This is a genomic window from Cupriavidus oxalaticus (assembly GCF_038900635.1).
Taxonomy (GTDB): Bacteria; Pseudomonadota; Gammaproteobacteria; order Burkholderiales; family Burkholderiaceae; genus Cupriavidus; species Cupriavidus oxalaticus_B.
This window is the reverse complement of the sequence record NZ_JAYMRX010000039.1, coordinates 1-26,080: the sequence shown is the minus strand read 5'-3', so window position 1 is coordinate 26,080 and position 26,080 is coordinate 1. Positions and strand designations below refer to the sequence as shown.

Below are 26,080 nucleotides of genomic sequence, written 5' to 3'. Positions count from 1 at the left end.
AGATGCTCGTTGTGATAGGATCGCTCAACCGAATCGGAACGCTTGACCATGGCTCGCCAGCTCGCCGACGTCCTTGCAGCAAATATCCACCAGTACATTTCCGCCTCCGGCATCTCGCCAGGTACCCGTTTGCCCGAGCGCGCGTTGGCAGATCAATTCCGGGTGTCCCGTTCTCCGGTAAGGGAGGCCCTTCGTAGACTGGCCTTGCTAGCTGTTGTGGAGATGCATCCGGAAGGCGGATATGCGGTAGCGGAGGGCGGCACCCATCTGCCGGTGAACTCACGCGAGCCAGGTGCAGAAGATGGCGATGATGCTGAAGGCACCTACTTCAAGATCGCAGAGGAGCGGCTCGCCGGCGCACTGCCGGATCGCTTCACTGAGAACGAGATGATGCGTAGGTACAGCGTTACGCGTGCGCAGCTCAGTGCCATCTTGCGACGCATGGCACAAGAAGGATGGGTTGAGCGCCTACCCGGGCATGGATGGATGTTTCTCCCGGTTCTTACGTCGGCAGAGACCTACAAGCAAGGCTATCGGTATCGTTTGCTTATCGAGTCCGCCGGGATTCTGGAGCCGACATTTGAACTGGATCGAGAAGCTTTGTTGCGATGCCGGTCCGAGCAGGTGGCGCTCGCGAATGGTGGCGCGAGAACAGCAACAGCCGCGGCCTTGTTCGATGCCAATAGCCGTCTTCATGAAACCATCGCGGCCTGTTCCGGAAATGCCTTCATTCTGGAAGGGCTGCGCAGACTAGACCGTTTGCGCAGACTCATGGAGTACCGGAAAGCAGTGGATCGCGACCAGGCGGAACGTCGGTGCAGAGAGCACCTGACGCTAATCGACCTGCTTTTGGGAGGTCAGAGAGAAGCCGCTGCCGACTTCATGCGCTTGCACCTTCGCAACGCGGTGAGGGAAAAATCAGACAGCTAAGCCTTTCACCACCACCCACCCCAGCACGTGGCGCAATGACGGAAGTCGGCCACTTGCCTGCATACTTAGCCGAGAAGACCGCGAAGTTTCTTTACCGCGCTGTCCGGGGTCGTCAGCACCGGTCGTCCCGCCGACTGTTCCAGAGCCTGTGCCGCGGAAGTCATCGAAAACTGGGCAAAGCAGATTACGTCGAACCGCGCGAGATCGGCGCCTTTCTGCGCAACAAGGGTGTCATGGCGAATTTGGTCGCCCCGGCGTAGCGCGTCCAGAGCTTCGGGAACGTAGAAAGATTCGAGGGTGACAGGAAGCGCGCGAGCAGCAGCCTCAGCTTCCAATTCCTGCGTAATCGACGCAATTGCAGGTTCAAACGTGGCCACGAGTGCAATGCGAGTACCAGAGAACAGGGCCTCGTCAATCATTGCTTCGTTTGGCTTGAGAACCGGAACCGATGATGCCGCTTGCGCGGCTTCGATCGCTGCACCGAATGCGGAGCAAGTAAAGAGAATGCCTTCCGCTCCACAATCCACTCCGTACTGGGTCAGTGCCTTGAACCGAGCAATGATGAGTGGGGCGTCGACCGGCGTATCTCGTAACGCATCGGAAAGCGAATCATCGAGCAGATTTGCCGTCTCGGCCTCGGGCCAAAGACGCTGGAAACTCTCAGCAATCGCCGGAATTGCGACGGCAGTTGCGTGGATCAATTGAATGCGTGTCATCTGGAGTAGAGGCGGGCGTCGAGTTTCGGCGCAACGCCCTGTAGAGCTTAAAGGGTAATTGGTGCGTCCACAACCAAAATGCCGTCGGCATCCGCATAGATGTACTCGCCGGGACGAACGCGCTGACCTGCCATGTCGACGGTTGCGCCCACGGTTCCTTCGTTGCGCTTGAGAGATTTCATCGGCATGCAACCCAGCGCCTTGATGCCTAGCGTGATACCCGCAAGCACATCCTTGTCACGGACATGTCCGTAAATGACGGCGCCGGCCCAGCCATTCTTTGCTAGGTCAGCCGCAATAATGTCTCCAAGCAGGGCGCAACGATCGCTGCCTCCGCCGTCGACGACCAGAACCTTGCCCGTGCCGGGAGTGGCGCTCAGTTCCTTGATGCGGGAGTTGTCTTCAAAGCATTTCACCGTAACGGCCTCACCTTCGAAGGTGGTCACAGCGCCAAAGTCATGGAAAACCGGCTTGAAGACGCGAGCATCTTCCATCAGCTTGTCACATAGGTCAGTAGTCTTGAGTGTCATGCCATGCCTCTTTATGAAAGTGCTGCCGCTGACGACCCTCTTGGGAAAACGACGGGTCGCCGGGCTGCTTTGTCGAATCAGTGCGTTGTGCCTAACAGCTATCGATTAGCGTAGGCAGTAGAAGGCAGATTTCCCAGCGTAGCTTGCCGTATCGCCGAGTGCTGCCTCAATGCGCAGCAATTGGTTGTACTTGGCGATGCGGTCCGAGCGCGACAGCGAGCCGGTCTTGATCTGGCCTGCGTTCGTGCCCACGGCGATGTCGGCAATCGTACTGTCCTCGGTCTCGCCCGAACGGTGCGAGATCACGGCCGTGTAACCAGCGCGCTTGGCCATCTCGATGGCGGCAAAAGTCTCGGTCAGGGTGCCGATCTGGTTGATCTTGATCAGGATCGAGTTGCCGATGCCCTTCTCGATGCCTTCCTTCAGGATCTTGGTGTTGGTGACGAACAGGTCGTCGCCGACCAGCTGCACGCGCTTGCCGAGCTTGTCGGTCAGGGTCTTCCAGCCGTCCCAGTCGCCTTCGGCCATGCCGTCCTCGATCGACACGATCGGGAACTTGTCGCACAGGTTGGCGAGGTAGTCGGCGAACTGGGTCGACGACAGCTTCAGGCCTTCGCCTTCCAGCTGGTACACGCCTTCGGCCTCGTGGTAGAACTCGCTGGCGGCGCAGTCCAGCGCCAGCAGCACGTCCTCGCCAGCGCGGTAGCCGGCCTTCTCGATGGCTTGCACGATGGTGTTCAGGCACTCCTCGTTGGACGAGAAGTTCGGGGCGAAACCGCCCTCGTCGCCCACCGCGGTGGACATGCCCTTGTCGGCCAGGATCTTCTTCAGCGCGTGGAAGATTTCGGCGCCGCAACGCAGCGCTTCGCGGAAGCTGGTCTGCGACACCGGCATGACCATGAATTCCTGGATGTCCAGGCTGTTGTTGGCGTGCGCGCCGCCGTTGACGATGTTCATCATCGGCACCGGCAGTTGCATCGCGCCCGAACCGCCGAAGTAGCGGTACAGCGGCAGGCCGGCTTCTTCGGCGGCGGCCTTGGCCACCGCCATCGACACCGCCAGCATGGCGTTGGCGCCCAGGCGGCCCTTGTTCTCGGTGCCGTCGAGGTCGATCAGGGTGCGGTCCAGGAAGGCCTGCTCGGAGGCGTCCAGGCCCATGATGGCTTCGGAGATTTCGGTGTTGATGTGCTCGACCGCCTTCAGCACGCCCTTGCCCAGGTAGCGGCTCTTGTCGCCGTCACGCAGCTCGATGGCTTCGCGCGAACCGGTCGACGCGCCCGACGGCACCGCCGCACGGCCCATCACGCCCGACTCCAGCAGCACATCGCACTCGACCGTGGGATTGCCGCGCGAGTCCAGCACCTCGCGACCGATGATATCTACGATTGCGCTCATGTTCCTCCGTGTATTAATTGTTACTGCACCAATGAATCTGCTACTGGATCAGCCGCTGTTGCGCAGGCCTTGTGCCAAGCCATTGATCGTCATCTTGATACCTTGCACGATGCCTTCGGATACCTGCCCGGAACGATGTCGCTTTAGCAACTCAATTTGAGCGTGGTGCAAGGGGTCGAGATACGGACTGCGATTCCGGATCGAGCGGCGGAAGGCCGGATTCCCGGCAAGCAGAACGTCCACCTTCAGGATGCCAAGAAGGTGACGCTTCGTGAGTTCGTACTCGCCTCGGATTCGGCTAAAGATGCGATCCCTCAGCTCAGCATCCCTGGTCAGGTCGGCGTACCGCGAGGCGATGCCGAGGTCCGTCTTTGCGAGAACCATTTCCATGTTGGACAACATAGTCCTGAAGAAGGGCCATGAACCCTGCATCTCTTGTAGGAATTCCAAGCCGTTTGGGTTCTCCCGGAGCCAGGCGTCAACTGCGGATCCAAATCCGAACCAGCCCGGTAGCATCAGCCGACATTGAGCCCACGAGAACACCCAAGGGATAGCACGCAGATCCTCTATACGGTCTCCTGACTTCCGCGACGTCGGGCGACTGCCAATGTTGAGCTGTGCAATCTCTGAGAGCGGTGTGGACTCACGGAAGTAGGTACTGAATCCATCCGTTTCGTACACGAGCTCGCGATATGCCACATAGGCTTGCGCCGAAAGGGCCTTGGTAACCACGTGGAAGATCTCTTCCTTGCTGGCGTCGAGTTCTTGCCCGATAGCGCAAGCTTCAAGGCTTCCCGCCACCAGGGCTTCCAAGTGCTTCCGACCTACTTCTGGGTTCTTGTACTTCGATGCGATGACTTCACCTTGTTCGGTGATGCGAATCTTTCCAGACCGCGCGCCATGGGGCTGTGCGAGAAGCGCATCGTAGGCTGGCCCACCACCGCGACCGACCGCTCCTCCGCGGCCGTGGAACAATCGCATTCCAACGCCGTGACGAGTCAGTACCTGTTCAAGGCTGATCTCAGCTTGGTAAATTTCCCAGCAGGAAGTAAGGAAGCCCCCGTCCTTGTTGCTGTCGGAGTACCCCAACATAATCTCTTGCTCGTTCCCCCGTTGGGTTACGAGTGTCCGGTATTCCGGAATGGCGAGGAGCGCTTCCATGACTCCCGGGGCTCCGCGCAAATCCGGGATGGTTTCAAAGAGAGGGACGATGAGCACTTCATTCGAAGGATTTCCGCTGCCGATTGAACTCGTCAGCAGCCCGGTTTCCTTGAGGAGGACAGCAACAGCCAAAATGTCGGAAACTTCCGCAGTCTTAGAAATAATGCAATGGCGTACCAAGGGGGCGCCATACACCCCCCGCAATTGACGAGCTGTGGCAAATATCGCGAGCTCTGACTTGGTTTCGTCACTATAGGCTGCGAACGCGGACCACAGTGGACGTGTACCAGCAAGCTCTGCGCTGAGGATAGTGCGCTTCTCTTCCTCGTCACGATCAAGGTAGTCAACGCAAACACCGGCCCTCTCGAGAAGTTCTGCAATCGTCCTTGCATGCACCTCCGAATTCTGACGAAGGTCGATCGGTGCAAGGTGGAACCCAAAGACTTCCACGGCCTTGGCCAGGTTGCGCAATTCCCCTTCCGCAAGCAGGGAAATGTTCAGGGAAAGTTGAATCTGCTTAAGGTCCTCAGCCATCTCGCTAGGAGTTCGATAGTAGTCCGGCGATACGAGGGCTACCGGTGTGGCGCCAGCATCAAGGCAGGAGCGCGTAGCCGTGAGTTTCTGAGAAACATATGCCAAGGCGCGTCGGTACGGTTCGTCGCTTGTATGCGGCGAGACACAGTTGGCTCGATCCGACATGAGCTTGACCGAGGGGGCGACGCGAGTTCGAGCCGTAGATAGGCTGAGCGTCTGGATCAAATGCGCCAGGACGCCCTGGTAGTAGTCGATGCACGCCTCGGATTGCAGCAAGGCAGCCGATTTCAAGGATTCCGAACCCACGTTCGGGTTGCCGTCACGGTCGCCGCCAATCCATGTTCCGACTTGAAGTAGAGGTTGTGTCCGCTTCGGTGCTGGAACTCGAGGCCCGTGACCTAGCTCTCCAACGGTGTCCTCAAGCCAGCAGTGCAAGCGAGGGACTTCCTTGAGGAAAGTTCGAGTGAAGTAGCTGATTCCGTTCTTGACCTCATCGGCCACTGTCAGCCCTTGGGCGCGGAGAAGTCGAGTGTTCCATAGGCAGTTCACCGAGTAGGCGATGCCGTGACGGAGCTCTTCATCCTCATTCGGCGTGAGCTGACGAGCATCCCGAGCTTCGAGTAGCTCCGCGATACGGCGTTCATGCGTGAGGATGGTTTGACGTCGAACTTCGGTGGGGTGAGCGGTCAAGACGGGGGTAATCGACAGCCGGGACAGTAATGCCCAGATGTCCTTTTGGTCATAGTGCGAGGCCACCAGCGAGTTCAGGCTGCGCAGGAGACTGCCAGGTCTCATAAAGAATCCGGCCATTTCCGCTGCACGGCGAACGCGCTTCTCGTGCTGGTCTTCTGCAATGTTGGCTAACAGGAGGAACAAGGTAAAGGACCGTGCAACGGTCTGCATTACCTCCGCAGGCAAGCCTTCCATGGCGGCGTTCAAGCGCGTGCGTACGCTGTCGTCTGTTGTCCTGCTGAACGCCAGAGCCAGTCGACGTATTTCCTCGACTTTCTCAAATATCCCAGCACCTTCTTGTGCCTTCAGAACACGGCCAAGTTCGTCCCCAAACAGTCGAATGTCATTTGTAAGGCGATCTTCCAGTTCAGCCTGAAGCCCCTCGTAGCCGGCGAGACCTTCCAAGTCCTGTTCGGGATTGAATAAACTGGTGGCGGAGCGAGGGCGTAGAAGAGAGAGGCCTGACAGAGGCGTCGTGGTCACGATAAGTCCCATACGTGTTACCGGCGAGATCTCTCCTCGCCCGTGAAAACATAGGCAGTGAAGTGGCTGTCCGTGGCCAGCCACTTCGAGCGTCAGAAGATGAAGCGGGTGTTGATGAATGCAGACTTGTGACCGAGGACGATGTCGTCCAGCAAGGCCTTCGAATCCGGAGTCGCCTTGGCGGCTACCATTGTGCGAATGGAGAAGGCCCGCAGCGCATCGGAAACCGACAGCGTTCCTTCCGCGGAGTCCTTTCGACCAGTAAACGGGAAGACGTCCGGGCCGCGCTGACACTGGCAGTTGATGTTCACGCGGCAGACCTGGTTGACGAGTGGGTCGACGAGCGTCGCGATTGTGTCTGCGTCCGAGCCGAAGATACTGACCTGCTGGCCGTAGTCAGAACTCTCGACATAGGCCAGCGCGGTTTGGACGTCGTCAAACGGCACTATGGGCACCACGGGGCCGAACTGTTCCTCCCGATACAGCCTCATACGCTCGTTGACGGGATACACCACCGCCGGGACGAACAGCGATTCGTCGTTGTCGCCACCGCCTGCATTTCGAACGGACGCCCCTTTCTCCACCGCGTCCTCAATGCACGCGGTCAGGTACCGTGGCTTGTTCTTGTCGGGCAGGGGAGTGATGAAGACCCCGTCTTCCCATGGCATACCGATTTTCAAGGCCGCCAGTGCCGCGCAGTACTTGTCGAGGAGCGCTTCCGCAATGGACTGATGGACAAGGAGGGTCTTGAGCGCGGTACAGCGTTGTCCGTTAAACGAAAGCGAGCCCAAGACACATTCCTTGACCGTGAGGTCGAGGTCAGCGTCCGGCAGGATGATCGCCACATTCTTTGCATCAAGACCCAAGACGGCGCGCAGGCGGTTCGTCTTCGGATGCAGCTTCTTGAGCTTGTCGGCTACGCGTGACGAGCCAATCAGTGCGAGTACGTGGACCTGGCCTGAGGCCATCAACGGTGGAACGACTTCTTCGCCACGGCCGTAGACCGTATTGACCACGCCCGCAGGGAAGGCATCCCGGAAGGCTTCGAGGATCGGTGCGAAAAGCAACGTGCCGAACTTTGGCGGCTTGAACAGAATCACGTTGCCCATAATCAGGGCTGGGATGAGCGTCGTGAAGGTTTCGTTCAGTGGATAGTTATACGGACCCATGCACAGCACTACACCAAGCGGTGCACGACGAATCTGGGCGATGGTGCCTTCAACAACTTGGAATCGCGAATTGTTGTTGTCGAGTTCTTTGAGGGCATCAATGGTCTGACGGATATAGTCGACGGTACGGTCGAACTCCTTGGCGGAGTCGACAGCCGACTTACCAATCTCCCACATGATGAGGTTGACGATGAGCTCGCGCTTCTCGACCAGTCGTTGGGTGAAATCCTGGACATGCGCAATGCGCTGGTCGACGGACATCGTGGGCCACTGGCCGGTACCGGCTGCGTGCGCGTCCACTGCGGCTTTCAGTGCCTCCAAACTTTCAGTTGCCGTCGTGACCGGAAAGCTACCTACCGTCACTGGGTGGAGCTTTCCTTCAGCATCCCGTACACGAACGGGAGACTGCACGGTGTGCACCGGGCCGTCCCATTGTCGGAGCTCCCCATTGATCAGGATATGGCGCTGATTGAGTGGTTCGCCCAGACGGTGCTTGGCCGGGATGGAGTCAGCCGTCGGAAAGAGGGCGGCCAGGTGGGTGGTTTGATTCGATGTTGCCATGGGAATGCTCTTGCGTCAGCTTCGGTGGGACGGGACGGGGAACACGAGACGCAACAGGTTGGTCGACCCTGGCGTGCGGAATGGCATGCCAGCAACGATTGCAAACGGTCGCGTTTCGGGCTGAAAGCCTTCGGCTCTCGCTACCTCCGTTGCGTGTTCGACCATGTCTTCAACGCTCTCCGCATCGTCACCATGTACCGCGTGGACGCCCCAGACCAGCGCAAGACGGCGAGCGGTTTCAATCTTGGGCGTCATGCCAACCACGGGCACGTTGGGTCGCTCATGTGCAACGCGTAGTGCGCTCGAGCCGGAGAGGGTGTAGGTCAGGCAAGCGGACAAGGGCAGTATGTCTGCAACGGTGCGGATGGCGGCACCGATCGCGTCGGCTGCATCCGCACGACGCGTTGCTGCGATGGCGCCCATCGTGTCGCGTTGAAGCTTGTCGCGCTCAGTATTCCGAATGATGCGTGCCATCATTTGTACGGCTTCAAGCGGATACTCACCACTCGCGGATTCGGCCGAGAGCATGACGGCATCCACGCCGTCATACACCGCGGTCGCAACGTCTGATGCTTCGGCGCGCGTCGGAGCGGGCGAGCTCACCATCGAGTCGAGCATCTGGGTGGCCACCACAATCGGCTTGCCAGCTTCGCGGCACAGTCGGGTCAGTCGCTTCTGAATCGTAGGGACCTCTTCCGGGGGCATTTCGACACCGAGGTCCCCGCGGGCCACCATGATGGCGTCGGCAGCGGCGATGATGGCGTCGATGTCTGCGATGGCATTCGGCTTCTCGATCTTCGCCATGATGCCAACCGTGTTCCCGACGATGCGCCGGACTTCCTCGATGTCCTGGGCGGACTGGACAAAAGAGAGGGCCACCCAGTCAACACCGAGCGTCAGCCCATACGCCAGATCGCGATGGTCTTTCTCGGTCAGAGCGGAAAGCGCGAGGGCGCAATCGGGGACATTCACACCCTTGCGGTCAGAGATTTTTCCGCCGGTTTCCACGGTGGTATCTGCGAAATCCGGTCCGCAGCCTGTGACACGCAGACGCACTCGACCATCGTCGATGAGCAGGGCATTGCCCGGCGAGAGGGCTTCGAAGATTTCCTTGTGGGGAAGGTGAGCGACGCGATCGTTACCTTCTACGGCCTGCAATTGCAGTCGGAAAGGCTGACCCGCCACCAGCTTCACCGGCCCATCCGGGAATGTGCCCAGACGGAGCTTCGGGCCTTGCAAGTCGAGCAGCACGCCAATAGGGCGACCTGAAGCGACCTCCGCATCGCGAATGAGCTTAAGCCTGGCTGCGTGATCCTCGTGTGTTCCGTGGCTGAAGTTCAACCGGAATGTATCTGCGCCTGACTGGAAAAGTTGAAGGATTGTTTCACCGCTGGAAGAAGCGGGGCCGAGGGTGGCCACAATCTTGGTATGGCGCTCACGGCGCTGGCTCATGGTCTGTCTCCGATGACAAGCATTGCAGGGCCCGGTTGGTTGGGCATTGTTTTCTGCGACTTGTCAGGAACGAGGTCCATGCAAGCCGTCCTTCGGGCAGTGTATGAGAACGAATGGTACTATGCAACCTCAAAGTACATAATAGGCCAAAAAACACGCTAGGATCACCTGGCGTGTTCTTAGAAGTGCGTTTCGATTTCCAATTGACGAATGTGAAGTGCGTTTTCGTCGTCGTCCATGTGGGTCTTGATTTTCCGGACGACGTTCAAATGCTGCCGCAGGAAGGCGGCAGCTTCTTCTCTCTGTCCATGCTCGAGCAGGTCCAGCAGCTTCAGATGCTCTTCGCATTGCCTAACCAAGCGCTGACGGTCGGTGTTTGCCTTGTACTCCATCAGGCGGCGCTGTTGGTTTTGGCGCACCAGGGCGTCAATAAAGTTGGGGTTGCGGGAGCAGCGGATGATGGTCTCGTGAAATTGAGACCCGATCTCAAACAGTTCGGCCCGGGTCAGGGTATAGATTTCACCCGCAAGCATTGCTTCCTGTCGTGCTCGCGCCTTTGCAAGCGCCGGCTTGTCTAGCCTGAAAGTCGGTTCGAGGATGGCTGCCGGTTCGATGGCCATACGAAACCGGTAGCTGGCGTTGTGCGCGTCGGCATTGGCCAGAAACGGAGTTACTCGCCAGCCATGGCCGGTTTTCCGCTCCAGGAGGCCTTCCCGGAACATACGTGCAAGCACCTGCTTGAGTAGCCCGCGACCAGCGTCATACCGCCGCAGCAGTGCTCGCTCACTGAACTCGGACTCCACGGAACCAGACAGCAGGTCCTCTGCAAGCTGTTGATACAGCTCGTCGGCGTTGGTTGATGGCTCTTCCTCGTCGGTCTCCAATTCCGCTGGCTCCTGGGCAAGGAAGTAGCCCCGACCTGGCTCATTGCTCACGATGCCTTGCTGTGCCAAGAGCTCAAAAGCGCGACGGACAGGCGTGCGGGAAACCTCGAGCGCTTCGCAGAAGATTCGCTCGGGCAGATGCGAGCCCACCTCGATCTTGCGATCTTTCAGCAACTGCACGAGTCGGCTCGCGATCAATGGCGCCAAAGGCTCGTTAGCTTTCGTGTTCATGTTGGGCAATAAGGGAAAGTTCTAGGGCAGCGCTTCCGCTCGGACGCAGAGCCGCAATTCTGGTGCAGAGGATAGCCCGGAATCCCAAGCAGTGCAGGGGAAAGCGGGTTTTAGCGTGCGTTGAGAACTCGCAGGGCCTCTGCACGCAAAATCTTATAAGCGCCTCATAAGACATATTTATCGGTTTGACATTGGTACTATGCGCACATAAAGTACGACAACACCAGTTGTATCATGGTGCCACAAAGAACCATTATAAGGCGGAGCCAGGACAATACCTCCGCACTAACAAACCATAAAACTTGGAGACATCCATGCAAAAGAGGCTTGCATTGGGAGCCGGTGCGCTTTGCCTGTGGGCGGGGGTTGCACAAGCGCAGTCGTCATCGAATGTGCTGCTTTACGGCATTATCGACACAACCATTCGGTATTCCAACAACAATGCTGGCGACAAGGGTCTGGCCGAGTTGACCGATGGCTATTTCAACGGATCGCGGTGGGGCATGCGCGGTACGGAAGACCTGGGTGGTGGTCTCCAGGCAATCTTCAACCTGGAAAGCGGCTTTGACCCGAGTACCGGCGTATCCGCGCAATCGACAGGCACGGCCAACTATGGCCAGCAAAGCACGAACAACCAAGGACGGCTGTTCGGGCGTCAAGCGTGGGTCGGCTTGATTCATGAAAAGGTCGGCCGGTTCACGTTCGGGCGTCAATTCACTACGGCATACGACGCATCGGGTCGCTTCCAGCCGAACGGTCACCCAAACCTCGACGCCGTCACGATCGTCAACAGCTACACCGGTCCCCGACAAGACAATATGGCCAAGTATGTTGGTCAGTGGGGTGCCTTGTCGGCTGGTGCGCATTACACCTTTGGCGAGGTACCGGGACAGACCAAGCGCAGCTCGAGCTATGGGGTATCGCTTGGGTACAGGCAGGGCCCGGTCGATGTCGGGGCATTCTGGCAACAAGCTAATGCGCTGACGACGCCCGAAGCCCGCAAGGTTTGGGGCCTGGGTGGCAACTACCAGCTCGGTATCGTAAAGCTGGCATTTGGCTACATCAACAATCGCTTCGATGTCAGCGCCCAACGCAACGACGTATTCACTGGTGGCTTCGCTGTTCAGGCGTCATCGGCCCTGACTTTGTCGCTGGCCTCCCATTATGACCACCAGAAGAACCCGGGTGGCAGCCGCATCATGGTGACCGGCGTCGCGGACTATGCATTGTCGAAGCGCACTGACGTCTACGCGGAAGTCGACTTCAATCGCATCAATGGCAGCTACGCGGTCCCGAGCTTTATGGGCGTGGCTGGCAGCAAGGTCGGCGGCGGTATCGGCTTGCGTCACAAGTTCTAAGCCAGTTCAACCAGTCGACACTGGGTGCCTGCTGTAGCGGAGGTGGTGCCCTTCAGGCCGGGGTTCTGTACGAAACCCGGTCCTTTTTCCCGCTCAGAATGTGTCGCTAAGGCGGCCCGACGCAGGCCTTAAAAAGCGACAGCAGTAAGAGAACATAAGGATCGGAGACACAAATGGAATTCGCTGATTCTCGCTCGATGCCCAGTCAAGGCATTGCGGCTACTGAGCTGCGCTCGACGGCGCGAGGGCGCCGACGGGCTTTTGCCATTGCGGCGTCCGTGGTCGCAATCGGCAGCGGACTTTGGTCTCTCGGTGCGTCGGCCCAGAGCAACTATCCGGACAAGATGATCCGCATGGTGGTTGCCTTCTCAGCCGGCGGCCCCAACGACGTCATGGCTCGCGTTGTCGCGCAGAAAATGTCAGACATTCTAGGCCAGCAGGTTATCGTGGATAACCGTCCAGGTGCGGGTGGCATGATTGGGACCGACTTCGTAGCAAAGTCGCCCGCGGATGGCTACACGTTGCTCTTCGCGAGCGTCCCCTTCGTGACGGCGCCGAGCATGTACAAGCGGCCAACCTACGCGGTGGAGCGGGACTTCATTGGCGTGTCAAAGGTCGCGGTCTCTCCCATCGCGCTGATGGTCAAGCCGGGGGCACCGTACAAGAATGTCGGTGACCTCATCACGTTCGCCAAAGCGAATCCAGGCAAGCTGAACTTTGCCAGTGGCGGTGTCGGCTCCACTCCTCATCTCGCCATGGTCCTTTTCCAGGATCTGACGGGTGCGAAGCTGAATCACGTTCCCTACAAGGGCGGGGCGCCTGCCTTGACCGACCTGATGGGCGGTCAGGTCGACATCATGATGGACAGCTTCACCACGACGCTTCCGTACATCGAACAGAAGAAGGTGTCAGTGCTGGCCGTGGGCGACAGCAAGCGCGCAGCCAAGCTTCCCTCAGTGCCGACCATGGTCGAGAGCGGTGTGAATGGGTTTGTGATGAACCACTGGGTGGGGGTTGTCGCACCGAAGCAGACGCCGAAACCGGTGGTGGACAAACTCAACGCAGCCGTCAACCAGGCTCTGAAGGACCCTGCAGTCCGGGACCGTCTCGTGGGCCTGGGCGCAGAGCCTGCCGGTGATTCGCCGCAACAATTCCAAGCGTTCCTGAAGGGCGAGGTCGAGCGTTGGCAGAAGGTCGCCAAGGACGCAAAGGTCGAGCTCGAGTAAATCAGATATCAAAAAGGGGCCTCAGCTACGCCCCATTCAAGGATAGCAATGCACCGTCTGGTACTAATTCGTCACGGCGAATCGACCTGGAACAAAGAGAACCGATTCACCGGCTGGACTGACGTCGATTTGACGGAGCAGGGTGTGCGGGAGGCCAAGGCGGCGGGACGTGCCTTGCGTCACGCAGGGTTTCAGTTCGACGTGGCTTACACGTCAGTATTGCGCCGAGCCGTGCGGACCCTCTGGCAAGTCCAGGATGAATTGGAGCAGATGGGGATCCCGGTGCAACATGAGTGGCGTCTGAACGAGCGCCACTATGGCGCGCTTCAAGGGCTGAACAAAGCCGAGACAGCGCAAAAGTACGGAGACGACCAGGTTCTGCAGTGGCGGAGAAGCTTTGACATTTGTCCTCCAGCGCTGGATGCTCAACACGCTCGCATCATCAATGGCGACCGCAGGTATGCAAACGTGGCGCCGGAAGACATGCCGATGACGGAGTGTTTGAAGGACACCATCGAGCGCGTCCTCCCACTTTGGAACGATGCGATTGCGCCAGACATTCGTTCGGGCAAGCACATCCTCGTCGTCGCCCATGGAAATAGCATCCGGTCACTGGTGAAATATCTCGATCGCATCTCCGACAGCGACATCGTCGGCCTGAACATCCCCAACGGGGTACCACTCGTTTATGACCTCGACGCTGATCTGAAACCGATCCGGTCCAGCTATCTGCCCATCGACGCGTACGGTTCCAGAACTTGGAAGTGAGGGAGAGCCAGATGAAGCCGCTCGTGATTGGCAACTGGAAGATGAACGGCAGCAGCGCGCTAGCGAACCACTTGTTGGCAGAAATCGCCGTGGGAACGTACTCGGCCGATGTCGCTGTCTGCGTCCCTTTCGTCTATTTGAAACAAGCAAGAGAATTGCTCGCGAACTCGACAGTCAGCCACGGGGGCCAGAACGTGTCCGAGTTCAAGCCGGGGGCATTCACCGGCGAAATCAGTGCTGAAATGCTCGCGGATGCAAGCTGTGCCTATGTCATTGTCGGGCACTCTGAGCGCCGGCAATACTTCGGTGAGACGGACGTCACTGTGGCCAAGAAGGTGCAGCGAGCACTCGAGGCGGGAGTACAACCTGTTCTTTGCGTGGGCGAAACGCTCGTGGAGCGTGAGAGCGAGAACACCGAGGCAGTGATTGGCCAACAGTTGCGCACAATTATGGAGATGCTTACGACAGAACAAGCCTCCCGGCTTGTCATTGCGTACGAGCCAGTATGGGCGATTGGCACCGGCAAGAGCGCCTCTGTCGAGCAAGCACAGGCAGCCCACGCGTTTCTGCGTGGATGCTTGTCGGAAAAGCTAGGTGAGCACAGCGCTCGGACAGTGCCCATTCTGTACGGCGGTAGCGTGAAGCCGCAGAGTGCAGCCAGTTTGTTCCACGCACCCGATATCGATGGAGGCCTTATCGGCGGCGCTTCACTCGTGGCCGAGGACTTTGCCGCAATTGCGAATGCAATTTAGTGCTGCGTTCGTCAGCGGCATAGGGTGCAATACCAGAAAGGAAGCGCAGCGGTACTCATCGCTACGACCAGGAAGGCCACTTGGGTGAGGACGTCGAGGAGCGGTCGAGACATTTTATCTTGTGACATGGTCGCTTTTTTCGTCGTTGTATTTTGTCATGATGCGCTACGCTACCTGAACGGCAACTGAACACGCCGCTCAGGTCTGCGCATCGCTTCTTCGGGAGGAGAGCAGCAACTGCCGCCCTCCAGCCGGGACTCTCAATTCACCGTGATGGATCCCGACCAAATCAGTTCCTGTCCCGGAAAATCGAGGTTCCAGTAAGGGGAGGGACAGCCATCCGAGTGGATCTCCATGATACGCAGAGAGGCCGGCGTATTGGTCAGCTTTCCGGCGCAGTCCCTGTAGGCGGACAGCTGATTTCCCACAATCAAGTAATTGCCGTTTTCACACAGCGAGAGCGTGCGTGGCTCAATGCCGCCAGCATCCAGCCGGTGGCGCTCAGTCAACGAACCGTCGTCGGTGCTGATCTCATACACGACAAGCTCGTTCTCTCCCTCCGTGAGACGTCGGCTGTCTCCTTGACTCACTAGCGCGTCGGCGCGATTGGCGGCGTAAAGCCAACGCCCGGAAGGGTGGACCAGCACGTTCCCAACCCGTTGTCGGCGTGCGGGAGGCAGCTGCAATACCGACCACCGGTTCAATGTAGCTTCGGACGGCACCCCTGTTTCAAAGGAGTGCAGCGCTATGGCATTGCCGCGTTCAAGCGCAACGTATAGCCAAGGACGTGTGGGATGCTCAGCGACATCCCTGGGGCCCAGACCTGGTGAGTAGGCAGTTTCTTGGATTCGCTTGAACTTGCCGCCCTCTACGGAATAGGTCTGCAGCTGACCGATGTCCTCTTCGAATCCTGGGCGCAGATCATTGCCGCGGGCGCAAACGACTGCAGTGTTGCCGCCCTTGCCGAAATGCACTGAGTGCGGAAACACGCCGATGTCGGGCCTGGTTACGGTATCCAGTCGGAAGCCGATGTAGCCATCGTTGTTCAACTCGAAGACTCGAACTGTCGCTGGCCGTGCAAACGTAATGGCGAGAAACCGAGCCGATGGATCAACCGCGACGTGAATGGGGCGATGCGGAAGTGGGATCTCGACCTGTGCCAATGTGGTGCCACCCATCGCATTCATGCGAAGGACTTTCACGAAGTGCGTGTCGCCTGCGCGCCCGCCTGGTCCGCCATTGCTGCATACGATGTAGAGGAGTGGAAGGAAGGGGTGCGAAACTGCAAACTGGACGGGAAGGCCGACGTCGACGGTCGAGCGTTGCCGGGCGTCTGCGTCGGCACCTTGCAAGCTGAGAACGTGCAACTGAGCGGCAACCGCCGCAAGTACGAATGTCTGAGTCGTTGCCATGGGACTATGCGCAATCTGCGGAAAACAATAAGGGCAGGACACTGCCGTCGCGGACGGCGTGTAACCTGCCCTGTCCTGCGGTAGAGCGTCCGGAATTAGGCGGCTTTCACTGCCTTGGCAACCAGTTCACCGAAGGCCTTGCAGCCCAGCGTGCCGCCGAGGTCGGGCGTACGGGTGGCCGGGCTTTCCAGAACCTTGTCGACAGCAGCTTCCATCGCTGTGCCGGCGCGCAGGAACTCCGGCTTGTTGCGTCGCTCGCCGATCCATTGCATCAGCATGGCTACCGACAGAATCATCGACGTCGGGTTTGCCTTGTCCTGGTTCTGGATATCCGGGGCCGAGCCGTGCTGGGCCTGGGCGCAGCAGTTCGTGTCGCTCGCCATGATCGAGCCAGCAAGCCCCAGGCTGCCCGACAGCTCGCTGGCCAGGTCCGACAGGATGTCGCCGTAGAAATTCGTGGTCACGATCACGTCGTAGCGGGACGGGTCACGCACCAGGTGAGCCGCCATTGCATCGACCAGAACGTCGTTGACTGTCACTTCCGGGAAGTCTGCCGCCACGCGACGCACGCATTCCAGGAACAGGCCGTCGGTCATGTGGAAGCTGTTGGCCTTGTGGATGGCCGTGACCTTCTTGTTACGCTGCATCGCCAGCTCGAAGGAACGGCGGGCAATACGTTCGCTGCAGTGAGCGGTAATCTTGCGAATCGACAGAGCCATGTCGGGGCTCGGCATGACTTCGCCCCAGCCCTTGCTCATGTTGCGATCCGGGTAAAAGCCTTCCGTGGCCTCGCGCATGATCACCAGGTCCATGGTCTTGCCTTCTTTCATGTTCGAAGGCAGGAACGGACGGGTACGGGCCGGCCGCACGTTTGCGTACAGGTCCAGGCCAACACGGAAACCAGCCGACACATTACGACCGCCCTTTTCGGGGGTGGGATAGTCGGCATGCGATTGCGTACCGAGGATGATGCCGTCGTAAGTCTTGGCGCGATCCAGAACTTCTTGACGGAGCGTGGTGCCGTACTTTTCCAGGCTAACGAAACCGACGTCGTCGTAGTCGTATTCCAAGCCCAGCTTAAAAGTGGCGTCCGCTGCTTTCAGGACGTCCATCGCTGCGCCAACGATTTCCGGGCCGATGCCGTCGCACGGCAGAACAAGAATCCTCATTATCTATCTCCGATGTAAGTGTGTGTCCGGCACCATCTGCCGCGACTTCGTAGTGTAGCCCCGAAACGTACTATGTCAACCTAAAATACCAAAAAGGGGAAGGAATTGTACCGGCGGGCGTCTGAGATGCTGCGTTCAGGCACTAAACACCCCAGGTTAGTGACGCATAGACGTCAAAAAGGCGCGTTCGGGGACCAATACACCGCACCGTTGAGCACACAAGCTGTTGCCCGCCCTTTCACGAGTGGCCAAGGCGATGTTGGCCGCCGCCAAAGTCGCGATTCATATGACCAAAAGGCCTCTTGGATCATCTCGGGCGACTACAGCCTTCCTGACAAACGCTTTACGTGATTACCCGAGGTTTGGCCCTTCCGTGCTTGACGTACTTCTGTGTCGTCGCTAACGTTCTTTGCAAGCGCAAAGTACCAACCTGTTTGTACTTTGACTACGCAAATACCAGAAGATATGGAGATACGAATGATTCGTTCACGCGGCCTCATTGCAAAGGCCATGCAGTTCTGCGCGGTTCTCGCGCTGTCTACGTCGGCGTTTGCACTCGACAGCGTCAAGATGATGATCCCCGGTACGCCCGGTGGTGGCTTCGACCAAGCCGCCCGCACGCTGGGCAAAGCCATGCAGGAGTCCGGCCAGGCAAAATCGGTTTCCTATGAGCACCGCGCTGGCGCCGGTGGCAGCATTGGCCTGGCGCAATTCGTGAACGCCAACAAGGGGGACCCCAACGCCCTGATTGTTACCAGCGTGAACACGGTCACCGGCATCCTGCAAAGCCGGTCGACCACGTCTCTGATGCAGGCGACGCCTGTCGCAGTGGTGTTCACGGAGTTCAACGTTCTCGCCGTGGGTAAGAACTCGCCGTACAAGTCGATGGCGGACCTCCTCGCAGCATTTAAGAAGGAGCCAACGAGCGTTCGTTGGGGTGGCGGCTCGAAGGGCGGTATCGACCACTTGGGCATCCTCGAACTGGCTCGTGACGTCGGGGTGTCTGGGGATAAGGTGAACTACATCCCGCTTGGAGGCGGCGGAGAAACTAACGCTGCCGTACTGGGTGGGCACGTGACTGTAATTTCTGGCGGATACCCGGAGATTGCCAAGTTTGTTGAGGCCGGCCAGATGCGGCTGCTCGCCGTCACGTCGCCGACCCGCATCCCCGGCGTGAACGCGCCGACGCTCAAAGAACTGGGCTACAACGTCGTGACTGGGAACTGGCGCGCCTTCCTTGGCGCACCCGGCATCAGCGCGCCTCAAAAGCAGGGTCTGGTCGACGCAGTAACCAAAGCCACCGCATCGCCTTCCTGGCAGGTAGCGCTTAAGACGAACAACTGGACCCCGACACTGATCACGGGGCCGGAACTGGATGCCTTTTTAAAGGCGGAGAGCTCGCGCTATGAAAAGGCGCTGAAGGACAGTGGACTGCTATGAAGACGAGTGAACACTTGCAACCTATGCAGTTTCCCGAGGAAGACGTGAGTCTCGATAAGCCGGCATCCCCGAACTACGCACACGTGCTTATTGGTGCGGCCCTGTTGGCGTGCTCCATGATGCTAGTCGCAGGGGCGCTGGCGCTCCCCCAAGACAAGGGGTACACAATTATCGGCGCACAGGCGTTTCCGTTTGCAGTTGCCTTTCTGCTGTTTATGGTTGGCGTTGGGCTGACATGGCAGGGGATCAAAGGAGGATTTCGTTTCCTACCCGCAGAGGCGGCCGCCGCAGCACCACTGGGTGGCAAGCAGATGCGTAGCGCATTGTGGATCTCCGCCGGCCTTCTCGTGAATGCACTGCTCATTACGCAGATTGGCTTCGTGTTGTCTTCGACACTGCTGTTTGTCGCCGCCGCACGGGCATTTGGCAGCAATCGTTGGGCCAAGGACATCCTTATTGGCCTGGCGCTGACGGTCCCCGTCTACTTGGGCTTTACACAAGGCCTGGGTGTTCCGCTGCCCGCTCTCATCAACTCGTGGATCTGACGAGTAACTAGATACTGGTGGAAAAAATGGTCGAAGTATGGATGCCCCTCCTGCAGGGGTTCGGCGCAGCATTGTCTCCGGAAAACTTGATGTGGGGATTCGTTGGCTGCTTGCTGGGTACGATGATTGGGGTGCTGCCTGGCATTGGCTCGGCGCTGACCGTCGCGATGTTGTTGCCTCTGACTGCGAAGGTGGAGCCCACCGGCGCGCTGATCATGTTCGCCGGGATCTACTACGGCGCAATGTTCGGTGGGTCAACGACATCGATCTTGTTGAATACGCCGGGTGAGTCGTCCTCTATGGTCACCGCCATGGAAGGAAACCTGATGGCGAAGAACGGGCGTGCCGGCCCGGCGCTCAGCACTGCAGCGATCGGCTCCTTCGTGGCAGGCTTGATTGCGACAGTGCTGGTGACGCTGTTTGCGCCGTCGATTGCCGCCTTCGCGCTTCAGTTCGGACCGACGGAGTACTTCGCGATCCTGGTCCTCGCATTTGTCACGGTGTCGTCGCTGCTTGGGGCCTCTCTGCTCCGCGGCATGGCCAGTCTGGGGCTTGGTCTGATGCTCGGCCTGATTGGTATGGACAGCGTTTCGGGGTTTGCGCGATACACGCTAGGCGTGCCCGAGCTCATCGACGGCATCGAAGTCGTGCTCGTCGCTGTTGGCTTGTTTGCTGTCTCGGAATCCCTCTACAACGTTCTGTATGAGGGGGAAGGGGATACCAAGGTCCATAAGATGTCGTCGCTTCATATGACGGCTAGCGACTGGAAGCGCTCGGTCCCGGCGTGGATCCGCGGCGCGCTTATCGGATTTCCGTTTGGCTCGATCCCTGCTGGCGGCGCGGAGATTCCGACGTTCCTGTCTTATGCGACGGAGCGGAAGCTCAGCAAGTATCCGCAAGAGTTCGCGCCGAATCACGGCATTGGTGCCATTGAAGGCGTCGCTGGCCCTGAGGCCGCAAACAATGCCTCCGCGACTGGTGCGCTCGTTCCGCTCCTGACGCTTGGCATTCCGACGTCTTCGACGGCGGCAGTCATGTTGGCGGCATTTCAGAATTACAACCTCCAGCCGGGTCCACTGTTGTTTCAAACCTCGGGCGATATCGTCTGGGCTCTGATCGCCTCGCTGTTCGTTGGCAATGTCATCCTCCTGGTATTGAACCTGCCGCTCGTGCGGGTGTGGGTGAAGTTGCTCAACGTTCCACGACCATACCTTTACGCAGGCATTCTGGTCTTTGCCACGATTGGTGTCTACGGCATGCGTCAGTCGTGGTTTGACCTGGTCCTCATGTTTCTGATTGGGTGGGCTGGGGTTGCGATGCGGAAATTCGACTTTCCCGTAGCTCCCGTCATCGTGGGCATGATTCTGGGTCCCATGGCTGAGAAGCAGCTTCGGCTGGCGATGTCTATCAGCCAAGGCGACTGGCTCGTGTTCTTTACTCAGCCGATTTCGGCAACGCTGTTGGGCGCTACGTTCCTCATCCTGTTTGTGCCATACATCCTTCGGCGGCGTGGGATTCGCCTCGCTGAGGACGACTGAGCGTACGGTGTGATCGAGTTGGGCAGCCAGGTCGTCTGAACGGGAGGGGGTCCGAATGGAACGCCTCCCGTTTTTGCGTCAGCGCGTGTGAACTTTGAAGCAATGCATTCGAAGAAAGGCGACGAGGTTCCCGACCAGTAGTGCGTAAGGAGTTTCAAGTGGAAAAGGTTCTCAAAGCGCTATGCGCGCTCCTAATCGGCGGCAGTGCTGGGGCAGCCTTTGCGATGGTGCATGCGCCAGTACCATGGCTGATAGGCCCGCTATTGACCGTCGCGCTATGCAATCTTGCGGGATCTCGCTTTGACACTCCCCGCTGGCTTCGCGCGACTGGCCAATGGTTAATCGGGGTCGCATTAGGTCTGCATTTCACCCCCTCGATGGTTGCTCAGATAGCGACCTATGTCCCCTACATGGTGGCGGCAGCTTTCGTCGCGATTCTCTTTGGGCTGATTGGAGGCTGGGCAATCTCAAAATTTGCCGGAGTGGACCGAGCGACCGCCCACTTTGCGACCGCCATGGGTGGAGCCCCCGAGATGGCTGTTGCAGCCGAGCGGGAAGGGGCTTGCATCGACCAAGTCGTCACCTCGCACATGCTGCGGGTATTGCTCACAGTATCCATCGTGCCCGCTGCCGTACAGTATGGGGCGCAACTTACGCCTCACCTGAAAATCCACGGGGCGAGCTTCTTGCCGACTATCCCGCTAGTGCTCCTCGCCGGCATCGCACTTTGCTGTGCGGTCGCGGCAAAGCGCTACAACTTCCCGAACGCATATGCCCTTATCCCGCTGTTTGTCACCGCGGGAGTAACAGCATCCGATCTCGCCGTACTGGAGGAAGTCCCAAGATGGATCAGTGTGTGTGCACAAATCCTCGTCGCTGTCTCGCTTGGAGCGCGGTTTAGCCCGGAGTCTCTAGCTGCGTCACGCAGGCTGCTGGTGCCTATCGTCCTGTACAGCCTGGTCAGTATTGGCATGGCAGCGCTAGGGGGGGTCGCACTCGCAAAGTTTCTGGGGATGCCCGCTTCGACGGGAGTGCTCAGTCTAGCGCCAGGTGGGATGGCGGACATGGGCATCGCTGCGGATGCGCTCGGTCTAGCCGTGCCAATAGTGACCGGATTTCATGTCATTAGAGTAGCGCTGGTTGTGCTGCTCTCCTGGCCGGCATACAAATGCGTCCGTTATCGTCGAACTAGACCTGGAGCCGCTTAAGTGAGGTGGCCGGTGGCTCCCCAACCGTCTTCAATTTGGGCAGATTTTTTTGCAGTGCGGCCCAATTGCCGGCCGGCAGAAATTGGCCGCTTCAGTAGTCATGGTAGGTGTACGAGAGAGCGAGAGACGCGAAGATTCCACTTGAAAACGACGGGGCCGCGGCTGCACTGCCGGCGCCCCTCGCCGAGCGCGCGCAGCTCAGTCGCAGTGATTGACTCGGCGCGCGGTTGCTACATTTGGCATGTACGCTTCAGAAGCCTACCGTCTGGAACCAGAACGGCGAGCCGGCAACCGCCATCGCCACAGCTAGCGCCGTCATTTGAATGAGGGCCGCGCCCAGACGGTTCAGGCGCGGCAGCTTTGTGAAGTTGCGAGGGCGAGCATGGCAGGGGTGGGGCGTTAAGATGGCGGCATGATGCGGGGAGCGACCTGAATGGTGCCTGAGCGGCCTGTTCAGGTAATGTTCAGGTTGCTTCCTTGACAATGTGCCCCCTGACGTCTCTGCACCTTTCCCCGTTTTCCGGCGGCGTGCGCCGTCTCGTTCGAATCGGCCTGATTGCGGCCGTGCTGGGCGTGCCTGGCCTGGGCCACGCCGATACCGACGCCGCCGATCGCGCCCGCGCCCGCGCCGCGCTGCGCTCCGGCGAGATCCTGCCGCTCTCGCGCATCCTTGATACGGTCGCGCGCCAGTACAGCGGCGATGTGATCGATGTGAAGCTCGATCGGGACGACGGCATCTGGAAATACGAAGTCAAGCTGCTGCTGCCGACCAGCACCGTGGCCAAGCTCAAGTACGATGCCCGCGACGCGACCCTGGCTGAAAGCCAAGGGGCGCGATCTCGAGCGCGTCCGCAAGCCCTGACGCCATGCGCATCCTAATCGTCGAAGATGAGGCGCTGCTGGCCGACCAGCTCACGCAGGCGCTCGCGCGTTGCAAAATTGTAACAGTTAATCCATCCAATATGCGTCCGTCGCGACGGGTGGACCTGTAACGCCGACCACGTGCGCTGCAAGCTAAGCCAGGACGACTCACTGCCACGTCGGTGCTTCCGCTAGGGTTACGGCTCCCGATTCAATTGCGGTATCGTCGTTTGTCGTTCGCTGTCAGCACGGAGCCTCGTCTAAACGCCCCTTGCGCTGGTGTGTGGCGCCAGCACGTCTCATAATATATCCTCTTCACTCTTCAACGTAGGCTCCCACCTGCAATATGTGGCGGAGAGGGCCAGACATGTACAACACAAGTTTCGAGGATGAGATGGCGACCGGTATTGTGAAATGGTTGAACAGCGAAAAAACAATATGGATTCATCACGCCCGATGATGGCGGCAATGACTTGTTCGCTCATCACAAGGAAATCCAAACCGGGTTCAAGTCACTGGAGGAAGGTGCGAAGGTGGAATTCGAGGTAACGCAAGGTCTGAAGGGACCGCAAGCGTCAAAGATTCGCAAGCTATAATGGCCTCGTCCTGGGGGCGTAATGGCGAGCCGTGCGAATTGGCGCATGCATTCGGCACCGTCGCTTGGACTTTTTGTAAATACCCTTTTTGCCCGGAAATGGCAACAGGCGCGAACTTTAAGACTTCTTGCCCTTTGCACTCGAAATCTTCGAGCCAGGGTATTTGGCCGCTTGCGCGCTTCCGCTATTGCGTCAGGTTCAAACAGCGGAACGTCGTAGTGGACCTGCCGGCGCGTTTCGCGCACGTTCGCCTGCCAAGCGGCTACGCAGCATGCCGCATCAGGTCGCAAATGCTGGGGAAGACTTTGGTACTCCAGGTTGGGCCACGGACCAAATCGTAGTGACTGCCTCCCGGGATATTGACGAGACGCTTGTAGCGCGAGGACAAGCCGCGGCACAGGTCATGCGTAGCGTGAGTCTGTCCGCAACTGGATATGTCGTCAAGCTCGCCTTCGATGGTCAACAACACGCTGGAACGGATATCCTGGGGACGCACGGCCTGGCCCGGCACCTGCCAAGTGCCGAAGGCTGCACGCCGGAAGCTGGACGAATTGCGGACGCAATTCTCGACGAAGCTGAGGCGGGTCCGCGACCAGACCGTCATCGCGTAGGAACGGGCAGGCCAGCGAGCGCCGCGCTTTGCGCGAACTGGATGCGGAGCGCACTGCGCGCCAAAAGAGCGATCGGTTGGTCGAAGAAATTGCGAGCCGAACTGGCGGCAGCCCGCCACGAAGCCCGCGACGCGGCGGTGGTGCAGGCCGAGACACGTGCCCGACTCGAAACCCAGGTCGCGGCGCTCACCACGCGGCTTGCGGCCTGCCGACGCTGCAGCGCGGAAAGCGGCCGACGACCTGGCCACGGTGCAGTCGGAACTCGCCGCGGCGGGGTGCTTCGATCCACCGCCCCTCCACCGCCGCCCCCGCCTCCATCCGCGCCAGCGCCGGTGGTCTGCTACCGTAACGCCGCGGGGCAGAGTTGGGACGGGTAGGGCGAGATGCCCGACTGGCTGCGGCGGGCGGTCAATGCGGGGCAGAGCAAGGAATTTTACCGGGTTGGATAGTATCACCGACGCATTCGGCCCTCTGTCCAATGGCGGATGTGACGAGGGCGAGGCTGTGCGATTAGGCGCGAGAATTCGGAAGGAAGGCTTGGCGCAGGCGAGAAGCGAACGACACGCAAGAGACAAGGTCTCACCGTCCATGGGATTAGGAAGCGTCTGCACCTGCAGTGACTTCAATGAAGGAAAACAAATTGGCCCCAGAGCAAGAAGTTGAACCCTTTGTCGCGAGCAATGCGACGGACGGACTTGGTCAGATGGAGCTGCCCATCGCTGAGGCGATGCGTGACGCTGATCCCGTCATTGGTGAAGCCAGTGGTGCATGCGTCGGTAGTGGCAGCGTTGACACTCAGCCCCGACGCTTGGACTTCTGGTCGACAAGCCGGGATAGCAGCCCGACGGCGATCGTGTCATATCGGCGCCGACGGCCTTACGCAGCCCCGGCCGCTTCAACGGAAGACGTGGCACCGGAAGAATCGAGGGAAGCTGCCGCCTCGGCCGCGTTGACTAAATCCGACGCGCGGGAAGCGCCCATTGAAGCCATGCCCGCGGAAGCGACCACTGAAGCCGCGGCTGAAGCTCCGATTGAAGTTCTGGCCACGGACGAACCGATGGAAACTGCCGCCCAGGACAATCTGACCGAAACGGTTGCCCCCGTAGCACCGCTTTACGCCCCAGCTCCGGAAGCTGCGCCTGAAGAGAGGCGGGCCCCTAAGAGCGGTCGGAAGCCGAAAGCGCTCGCGGAAACCGCCACTCTGGAAGCAGCGCCTGACGAGACGCGGGCCCCGAAGCGCGGTCCCAAGCCGAAAGCGCTCACCGAAACTGCCACTCCGGAAGCAGCGCCGGAAAAGAGGCGGACCTCGAAGCGCGGTCGGAAGCCGAAAATCCTGGCTGAAGTTGCCGCTCCGGAAGTCACAACTCAAGAGACCTCAACCCGGAAGCGCGGGCCGAAGCAGATAACACTGCCTGGAGTGGAGGCTGCCCCGAATGCGCCGACTCAGAAGACGCGAACCCGGAAGCCGCGACAGGAGCAAAAAGCGCCTACCGCAACCCAAAGCCCATCCCAGTCCTCACTGCTCGCTCAACTGGCATCTGTCAATGCTCAACTTGAGCAATTGCGAGCCACGGAAGTGCCAAAGGTCGTGGAGGAGATTCGGCAGTGGATGCAGGAGTATGACCTCAGCATTGAGGACATTGCGGGCAGGCCGGTTGAGCCCGCTGCCCGCGCTGTTCCGACCAAGACTAAGAGCGGCTAACAAAACCATGTCATCGCCACATGGCAATTGAGCGTTGTGATGTGCCATGGCACGAAAAAAGATCAACAACGAATTGTGGAAGGCCTTGCAGCCATTGCTGCCGACGGTCGAGCCCT

General features: G+C 59.2%; 21 protein-coding genes and 2 pseudogenes. 13 read left to right on the top strand and 10 right to left on the bottom strand.

Translation table 11 applies throughout. The features are described 5' to 3' along the window. The first annotated feature begins 48 nt into the window (after positions 1 to 48). Positions 49 to 930 (top strand): GntR family transcriptional regulator, encoded by an 882-nt coding sequence (locus tag VSR71_RS33320; protein WP_115684056.1) that lies wholly within the window; start codon positions 49 to 51, stop codon positions 928 to 930. 65 nt (positions 931 to 995) lie between these two features. Here the strand turns inward: VSR71_RS33320 and VSR71_RS33315 are convergent, their stop codons facing one another. The 7 genes from VSR71_RS33315 to VSR71_RS33285 form a co-directional block, all read right to left on the bottom strand. Beyond that, positions 996 to 1,646, bottom strand: a complete 651-nt coding sequence (locus VSR71_RS33315; protein WP_115684057.1) for an aspartate/glutamate racemase family protein — start codon at positions 1,644 to 1,646, stop codon at positions 996 to 998. A gap of 47 nt (positions 1,647 to 1,693) precedes the next feature. Continuing rightward, positions 1,694 to 2,176 carry a ribonuclease E activity regulator RraA gene (rraA, locus tag VSR71_RS33310; RefSeq protein ID WP_115684058.1) on the bottom strand — a complete coding sequence of 161 codons (483 nt, stop codon included), beginning with the start codon at positions 2,174 to 2,176 and terminating at the stop codon, positions 1,694 to 1,696. A gap of 105 nt (positions 2,177 to 2,281) precedes the next feature. After that, complete coding sequence (gene eno / locus VSR71_RS33305) at positions 2,282 to 3,571, bottom strand: phosphopyruvate hydratase (protein ID WP_115684059.1); 1,290 nt, start codon at positions 3,569 to 3,571, stop codon at positions 2,282 to 2,284. A 48-nt stretch (positions 3,572 to 3,619) separates the two neighbouring features. Next, the gene (gene ppc, locus VSR71_RS33300) at positions 3,620 to 6,403 is read right to left on the bottom strand and encodes a phosphoenolpyruvate carboxylase (protein ID WP_197717981.1); all 2,784 of its coding nucleotides are present in this window, start codon (positions 6,401 to 6,403) and stop codon (positions 3,620 to 3,622) included. 170 nt (positions 6,404 to 6,573) lie between these two features. Further along, positions 6,574 to 8,211, bottom strand: coding sequence for an NADP-dependent glyceraldehyde-3-phosphate dehydrogenase (locus VSR71_RS33295; RefSeq protein WP_115684061.1), 1,638 nt, complete (start codon positions 8,209 to 8,211; stop codon positions 6,574 to 6,576). Between the two features lie 15 nt (positions 8,212 to 8,226). Next, positions 8,227 to 9,663: a pyruvate kinase gene (gene pyk, locus VSR71_RS33290; RefSeq protein WP_116332811.1), complete on the bottom strand. Its 1,437-nt coding sequence runs from the start codon at positions 9,661 to 9,663 to the stop codon at positions 8,227 to 8,229. Positions 9,664 to 9,842: 179 nt separating this feature from the next. Then, positions 9,843 to 10,778 carry a GntR family transcriptional regulator gene (locus tag VSR71_RS33285; protein WP_115684086.1) on the bottom strand — a complete coding sequence of 312 codons (936 nt, stop codon included), beginning with the start codon at positions 10,776 to 10,778 and terminating at the stop codon, positions 9,843 to 9,845. A 314-nt stretch (positions 10,779 to 11,092) separates the two neighbouring features. Between VSR71_RS33285 and VSR71_RS33280 the strand changes: the two genes are divergently transcribed. The 4 genes from VSR71_RS33280 to tpiA all read left to right on the top strand — a co-directional run bounded on the left by VSR71_RS33280 (position 11,093) and on the right by tpiA (position 14,882). After that, entirely contained in the window at positions 11,093 to 12,136 is a 1,044-nt protein-coding gene (locus VSR71_RS33280) for a porin (RefSeq protein WP_115684087.1), read from the top strand. A gap of 173 nt (positions 12,137 to 12,309) precedes the next feature. Next, entirely contained in the window at positions 12,310 to 13,362 is a 1,053-nt protein-coding gene (locus VSR71_RS33275) for a Bug family tripartite tricarboxylate transporter substrate binding protein (RefSeq protein WP_115684088.1), read from the top strand. Between the two features lie 48 nt (positions 13,363 to 13,410). Then, positions 13,411 to 14,130 (top strand): 2,3-diphosphoglycerate-dependent phosphoglycerate mutase, encoded by a 720-nt coding sequence (gpmA, locus tag VSR71_RS33270; protein WP_115684089.1) that lies wholly within the window; start codon positions 13,411 to 13,413, stop codon positions 14,128 to 14,130. Positions 14,131 to 14,141: 11 nt separating this feature from the next. After that, entirely contained in the window at positions 14,142 to 14,882 is a 741-nt protein-coding gene (tpiA, locus tag VSR71_RS33265) for a triose-phosphate isomerase (protein WP_115684090.1), read from the top strand. Positions 14,883 to 15,142: 260 nt separating this feature from the next. Here tpiA and VSR71_RS33260 read toward each other — a convergent pair whose 3' ends face one another. Continuing rightward, on the bottom strand, positions 15,143 to 16,294 hold the full coding sequence (locus tag VSR71_RS33260; RefSeq protein WP_115684091.1) for a lactonase family protein: 1,152 nt from the start codon (positions 16,292 to 16,294) through the stop codon (positions 15,143 to 15,145). A 95-nt stretch (positions 16,295 to 16,389) separates the two neighbouring features. Next, entirely contained in the window at positions 16,390 to 17,463 is a 1,074-nt protein-coding gene (locus VSR71_RS33255; protein WP_115684092.1) for an isocitrate/isopropylmalate dehydrogenase family protein, read from the bottom strand. 477 nt (positions 17,464 to 17,940) lie between these two features. Here VSR71_RS33255 and VSR71_RS33250 point away from each other — a divergent pair, with 477 nt between their 5' ends. The 6 genes and pseudogenes from VSR71_RS33250 to VSR71_RS33225 all read left to right on the top strand — a co-directional run bounded on the left by VSR71_RS33250 (position 17,941) and on the right by VSR71_RS33225 (position 23,651). Then, positions 17,941 to 18,903, top strand: coding sequence for a Bug family tripartite tricarboxylate transporter substrate binding protein (locus tag VSR71_RS33250; RefSeq protein WP_115684093.1), 963 nt, complete (start codon positions 17,941 to 17,943; stop codon positions 18,901 to 18,903). Beyond that, the gene (locus VSR71_RS33245; RefSeq protein ID WP_197717983.1) at positions 18,900 to 19,448 is read left to right on the top strand and encodes a tripartite tricarboxylate transporter TctB family protein; all 549 of its coding nucleotides are present in this window, start codon (positions 18,900 to 18,902) and stop codon (positions 19,446 to 19,448) included. The genes VSR71_RS33250 and VSR71_RS33245 overlap by 4 nt, the downstream gene beginning before the upstream one ends. A gap of 41 nt (positions 19,449 to 19,489) precedes the next feature. Then, a complete protein-coding gene (locus VSR71_RS33240; RefSeq protein ID WP_115684097.1) occupies positions 19,490 to 20,986 on the top strand; it encodes a tripartite tricarboxylate transporter permease in 1,497 nt (498 codons plus the stop codon). A 158-nt stretch (positions 20,987 to 21,144) separates the two neighbouring features. Continuing rightward, positions 21,145 to 22,194, top strand: coding sequence for an AbrB family transcriptional regulator (locus VSR71_RS33235; protein WP_115684094.1), 1,050 nt, complete (start codon positions 21,145 to 21,147; stop codon positions 22,192 to 22,194). Positions 22,195 to 22,671: 477 nt separating this feature from the next. Then, positions 22,672 to 23,073, top strand: coding sequence for a PepSY domain-containing protein (locus VSR71_RS33230; RefSeq protein WP_232344710.1), 402 nt, complete (start codon positions 22,672 to 22,674; stop codon positions 23,071 to 23,073). Between the two features lie 376 nt (positions 23,074 to 23,449). Beyond that, positions 23,450 to 23,651 (top strand): annotated as a pseudogene (locus tag VSR71_RS33225) (cold-shock protein). Between the two features lie 262 nt (positions 23,652 to 23,913). Here the strand turns inward: VSR71_RS33225 and VSR71_RS35430 are convergent. Next, on the bottom strand, positions 23,914 to 24,510 hold the full coding sequence (locus VSR71_RS35430) for a hypothetical protein (RefSeq protein WP_373424427.1): 597 nt from the start codon (positions 24,508 to 24,510) through the stop codon (positions 23,914 to 23,916). Positions 24,511 to 24,520: 10 nt separating this feature from the next. On the opposite strand from VSR71_RS35430, the pseudogene VSR71_RS33210 reads away from it, so the two are divergent. Next, positions 24,521 to 24,711 (top strand): annotated as a pseudogene (locus VSR71_RS33210) (H-NS histone family protein); the annotation flags it as partial. Positions 24,712 to 24,887: 176 nt separating this feature from the next. Beyond that, entirely contained in the window at positions 24,888 to 25,964 is a 1,077-nt protein-coding gene (locus VSR71_RS33205) for an H-NS family nucleoid-associated regulatory protein (protein ID WP_238987364.1), read from the top strand. The last annotated feature ends 116 nt before the right edge of the window (positions 25,965 to 26,080 follow it).

Excerpts from the sequence above, each read along its gene's own strand:
- VSR71_RS33320 (WP_115684056.1), top strand. The coding sequence starts at position 49 with ATGGCTCGCCAGCTCGCCGACGTCCTTGCAGCAAATATCCACCAGTAC.
- VSR71_RS33315 (WP_115684057.1), bottom strand. The coding sequence starts at position 1,646 with ATGACACGCATTCAATTGATCCACGCAACTGCCGTCGCAATTCCGGCG.
- rraA (WP_115684058.1), bottom strand. The coding sequence starts at position 2,176 with ATGACACTCAAGACTACTGACCTATGTGACAAGCTGATGGAAGATGCT.
- eno (WP_115684059.1), bottom strand. The coding sequence starts at position 3,571 with ATGAGCGCAATCGTAGATATCATCGGTCGCGAGGTGCTGGACTCGCGC.
- VSR71_RS33295 (WP_115684061.1), bottom strand. The coding sequence starts at position 8,211 with ATGGCAACATCGAATCAAACCACCCACCTGGCCGCCCTCTTTCCGACG.
- pyk (WP_116332811.1), bottom strand. The coding sequence starts at position 9,663 with ATGAGCCAGCGCCGTGAGCGCCATACCAAGATTGTGGCCACCCTCGGC.
- VSR71_RS33285 (WP_115684086.1), bottom strand. The coding sequence starts at position 10,778 with ATGAACACGAAAGCTAACGAGCCTTTGGCGCCATTGATCGCGAGCCGA.
- VSR71_RS33280 (WP_115684087.1), top strand. The coding sequence starts at position 11,093 with ATGCAAAAGAGGCTTGCATTGGGAGCCGGTGCGCTTTGCCTGTGGGCG.
- VSR71_RS33275 (WP_115684088.1), top strand. The coding sequence starts at position 12,310 with ATGGAATTCGCTGATTCTCGCTCGATGCCCAGTCAAGGCATTGCGGCT.
- gpmA (WP_115684089.1), top strand. The coding sequence starts at position 13,411 with ATGCACCGTCTGGTACTAATTCGTCACGGCGAATCGACCTGGAACAAA.
- tpiA (WP_115684090.1), top strand. The coding sequence starts at position 14,142 with ATGAAGCCGCTCGTGATTGGCAACTGGAAGATGAACGGCAGCAGCGCG.
- VSR71_RS33260 (WP_115684091.1), bottom strand. The coding sequence starts at position 16,294 with ATGGCAACGACTCAGACATTCGTACTTGCGGCGGTTGCCGCTCAGTTG.
- VSR71_RS33255 (WP_115684092.1), bottom strand. The coding sequence starts at position 17,463 with ATGAGGATTCTTGTTCTGCCGTGCGACGGCATCGGCCCGGAAATCGTT.
- VSR71_RS33250 (WP_115684093.1), top strand. The coding sequence starts at position 17,941 with ATGATTCGTTCACGCGGCCTCATTGCAAAGGCCATGCAGTTCTGCGCG.
- VSR71_RS33245 (WP_197717983.1), top strand. The coding sequence starts at position 18,900 with ATGAAGACGAGTGAACACTTGCAACCTATGCAGTTTCCCGAGGAAGAC.
- VSR71_RS33240 (WP_115684097.1), top strand. The coding sequence starts at position 19,490 with ATGCCCCTCCTGCAGGGGTTCGGCGCAGCATTGTCTCCGGAAAACTTG.
- VSR71_RS33205 (WP_238987364.1), top strand. The coding sequence starts at position 24,888 with ATGAAGGAAAACAAATTGGCCCCAGAGCAAGAAGTTGAACCCTTTGTC.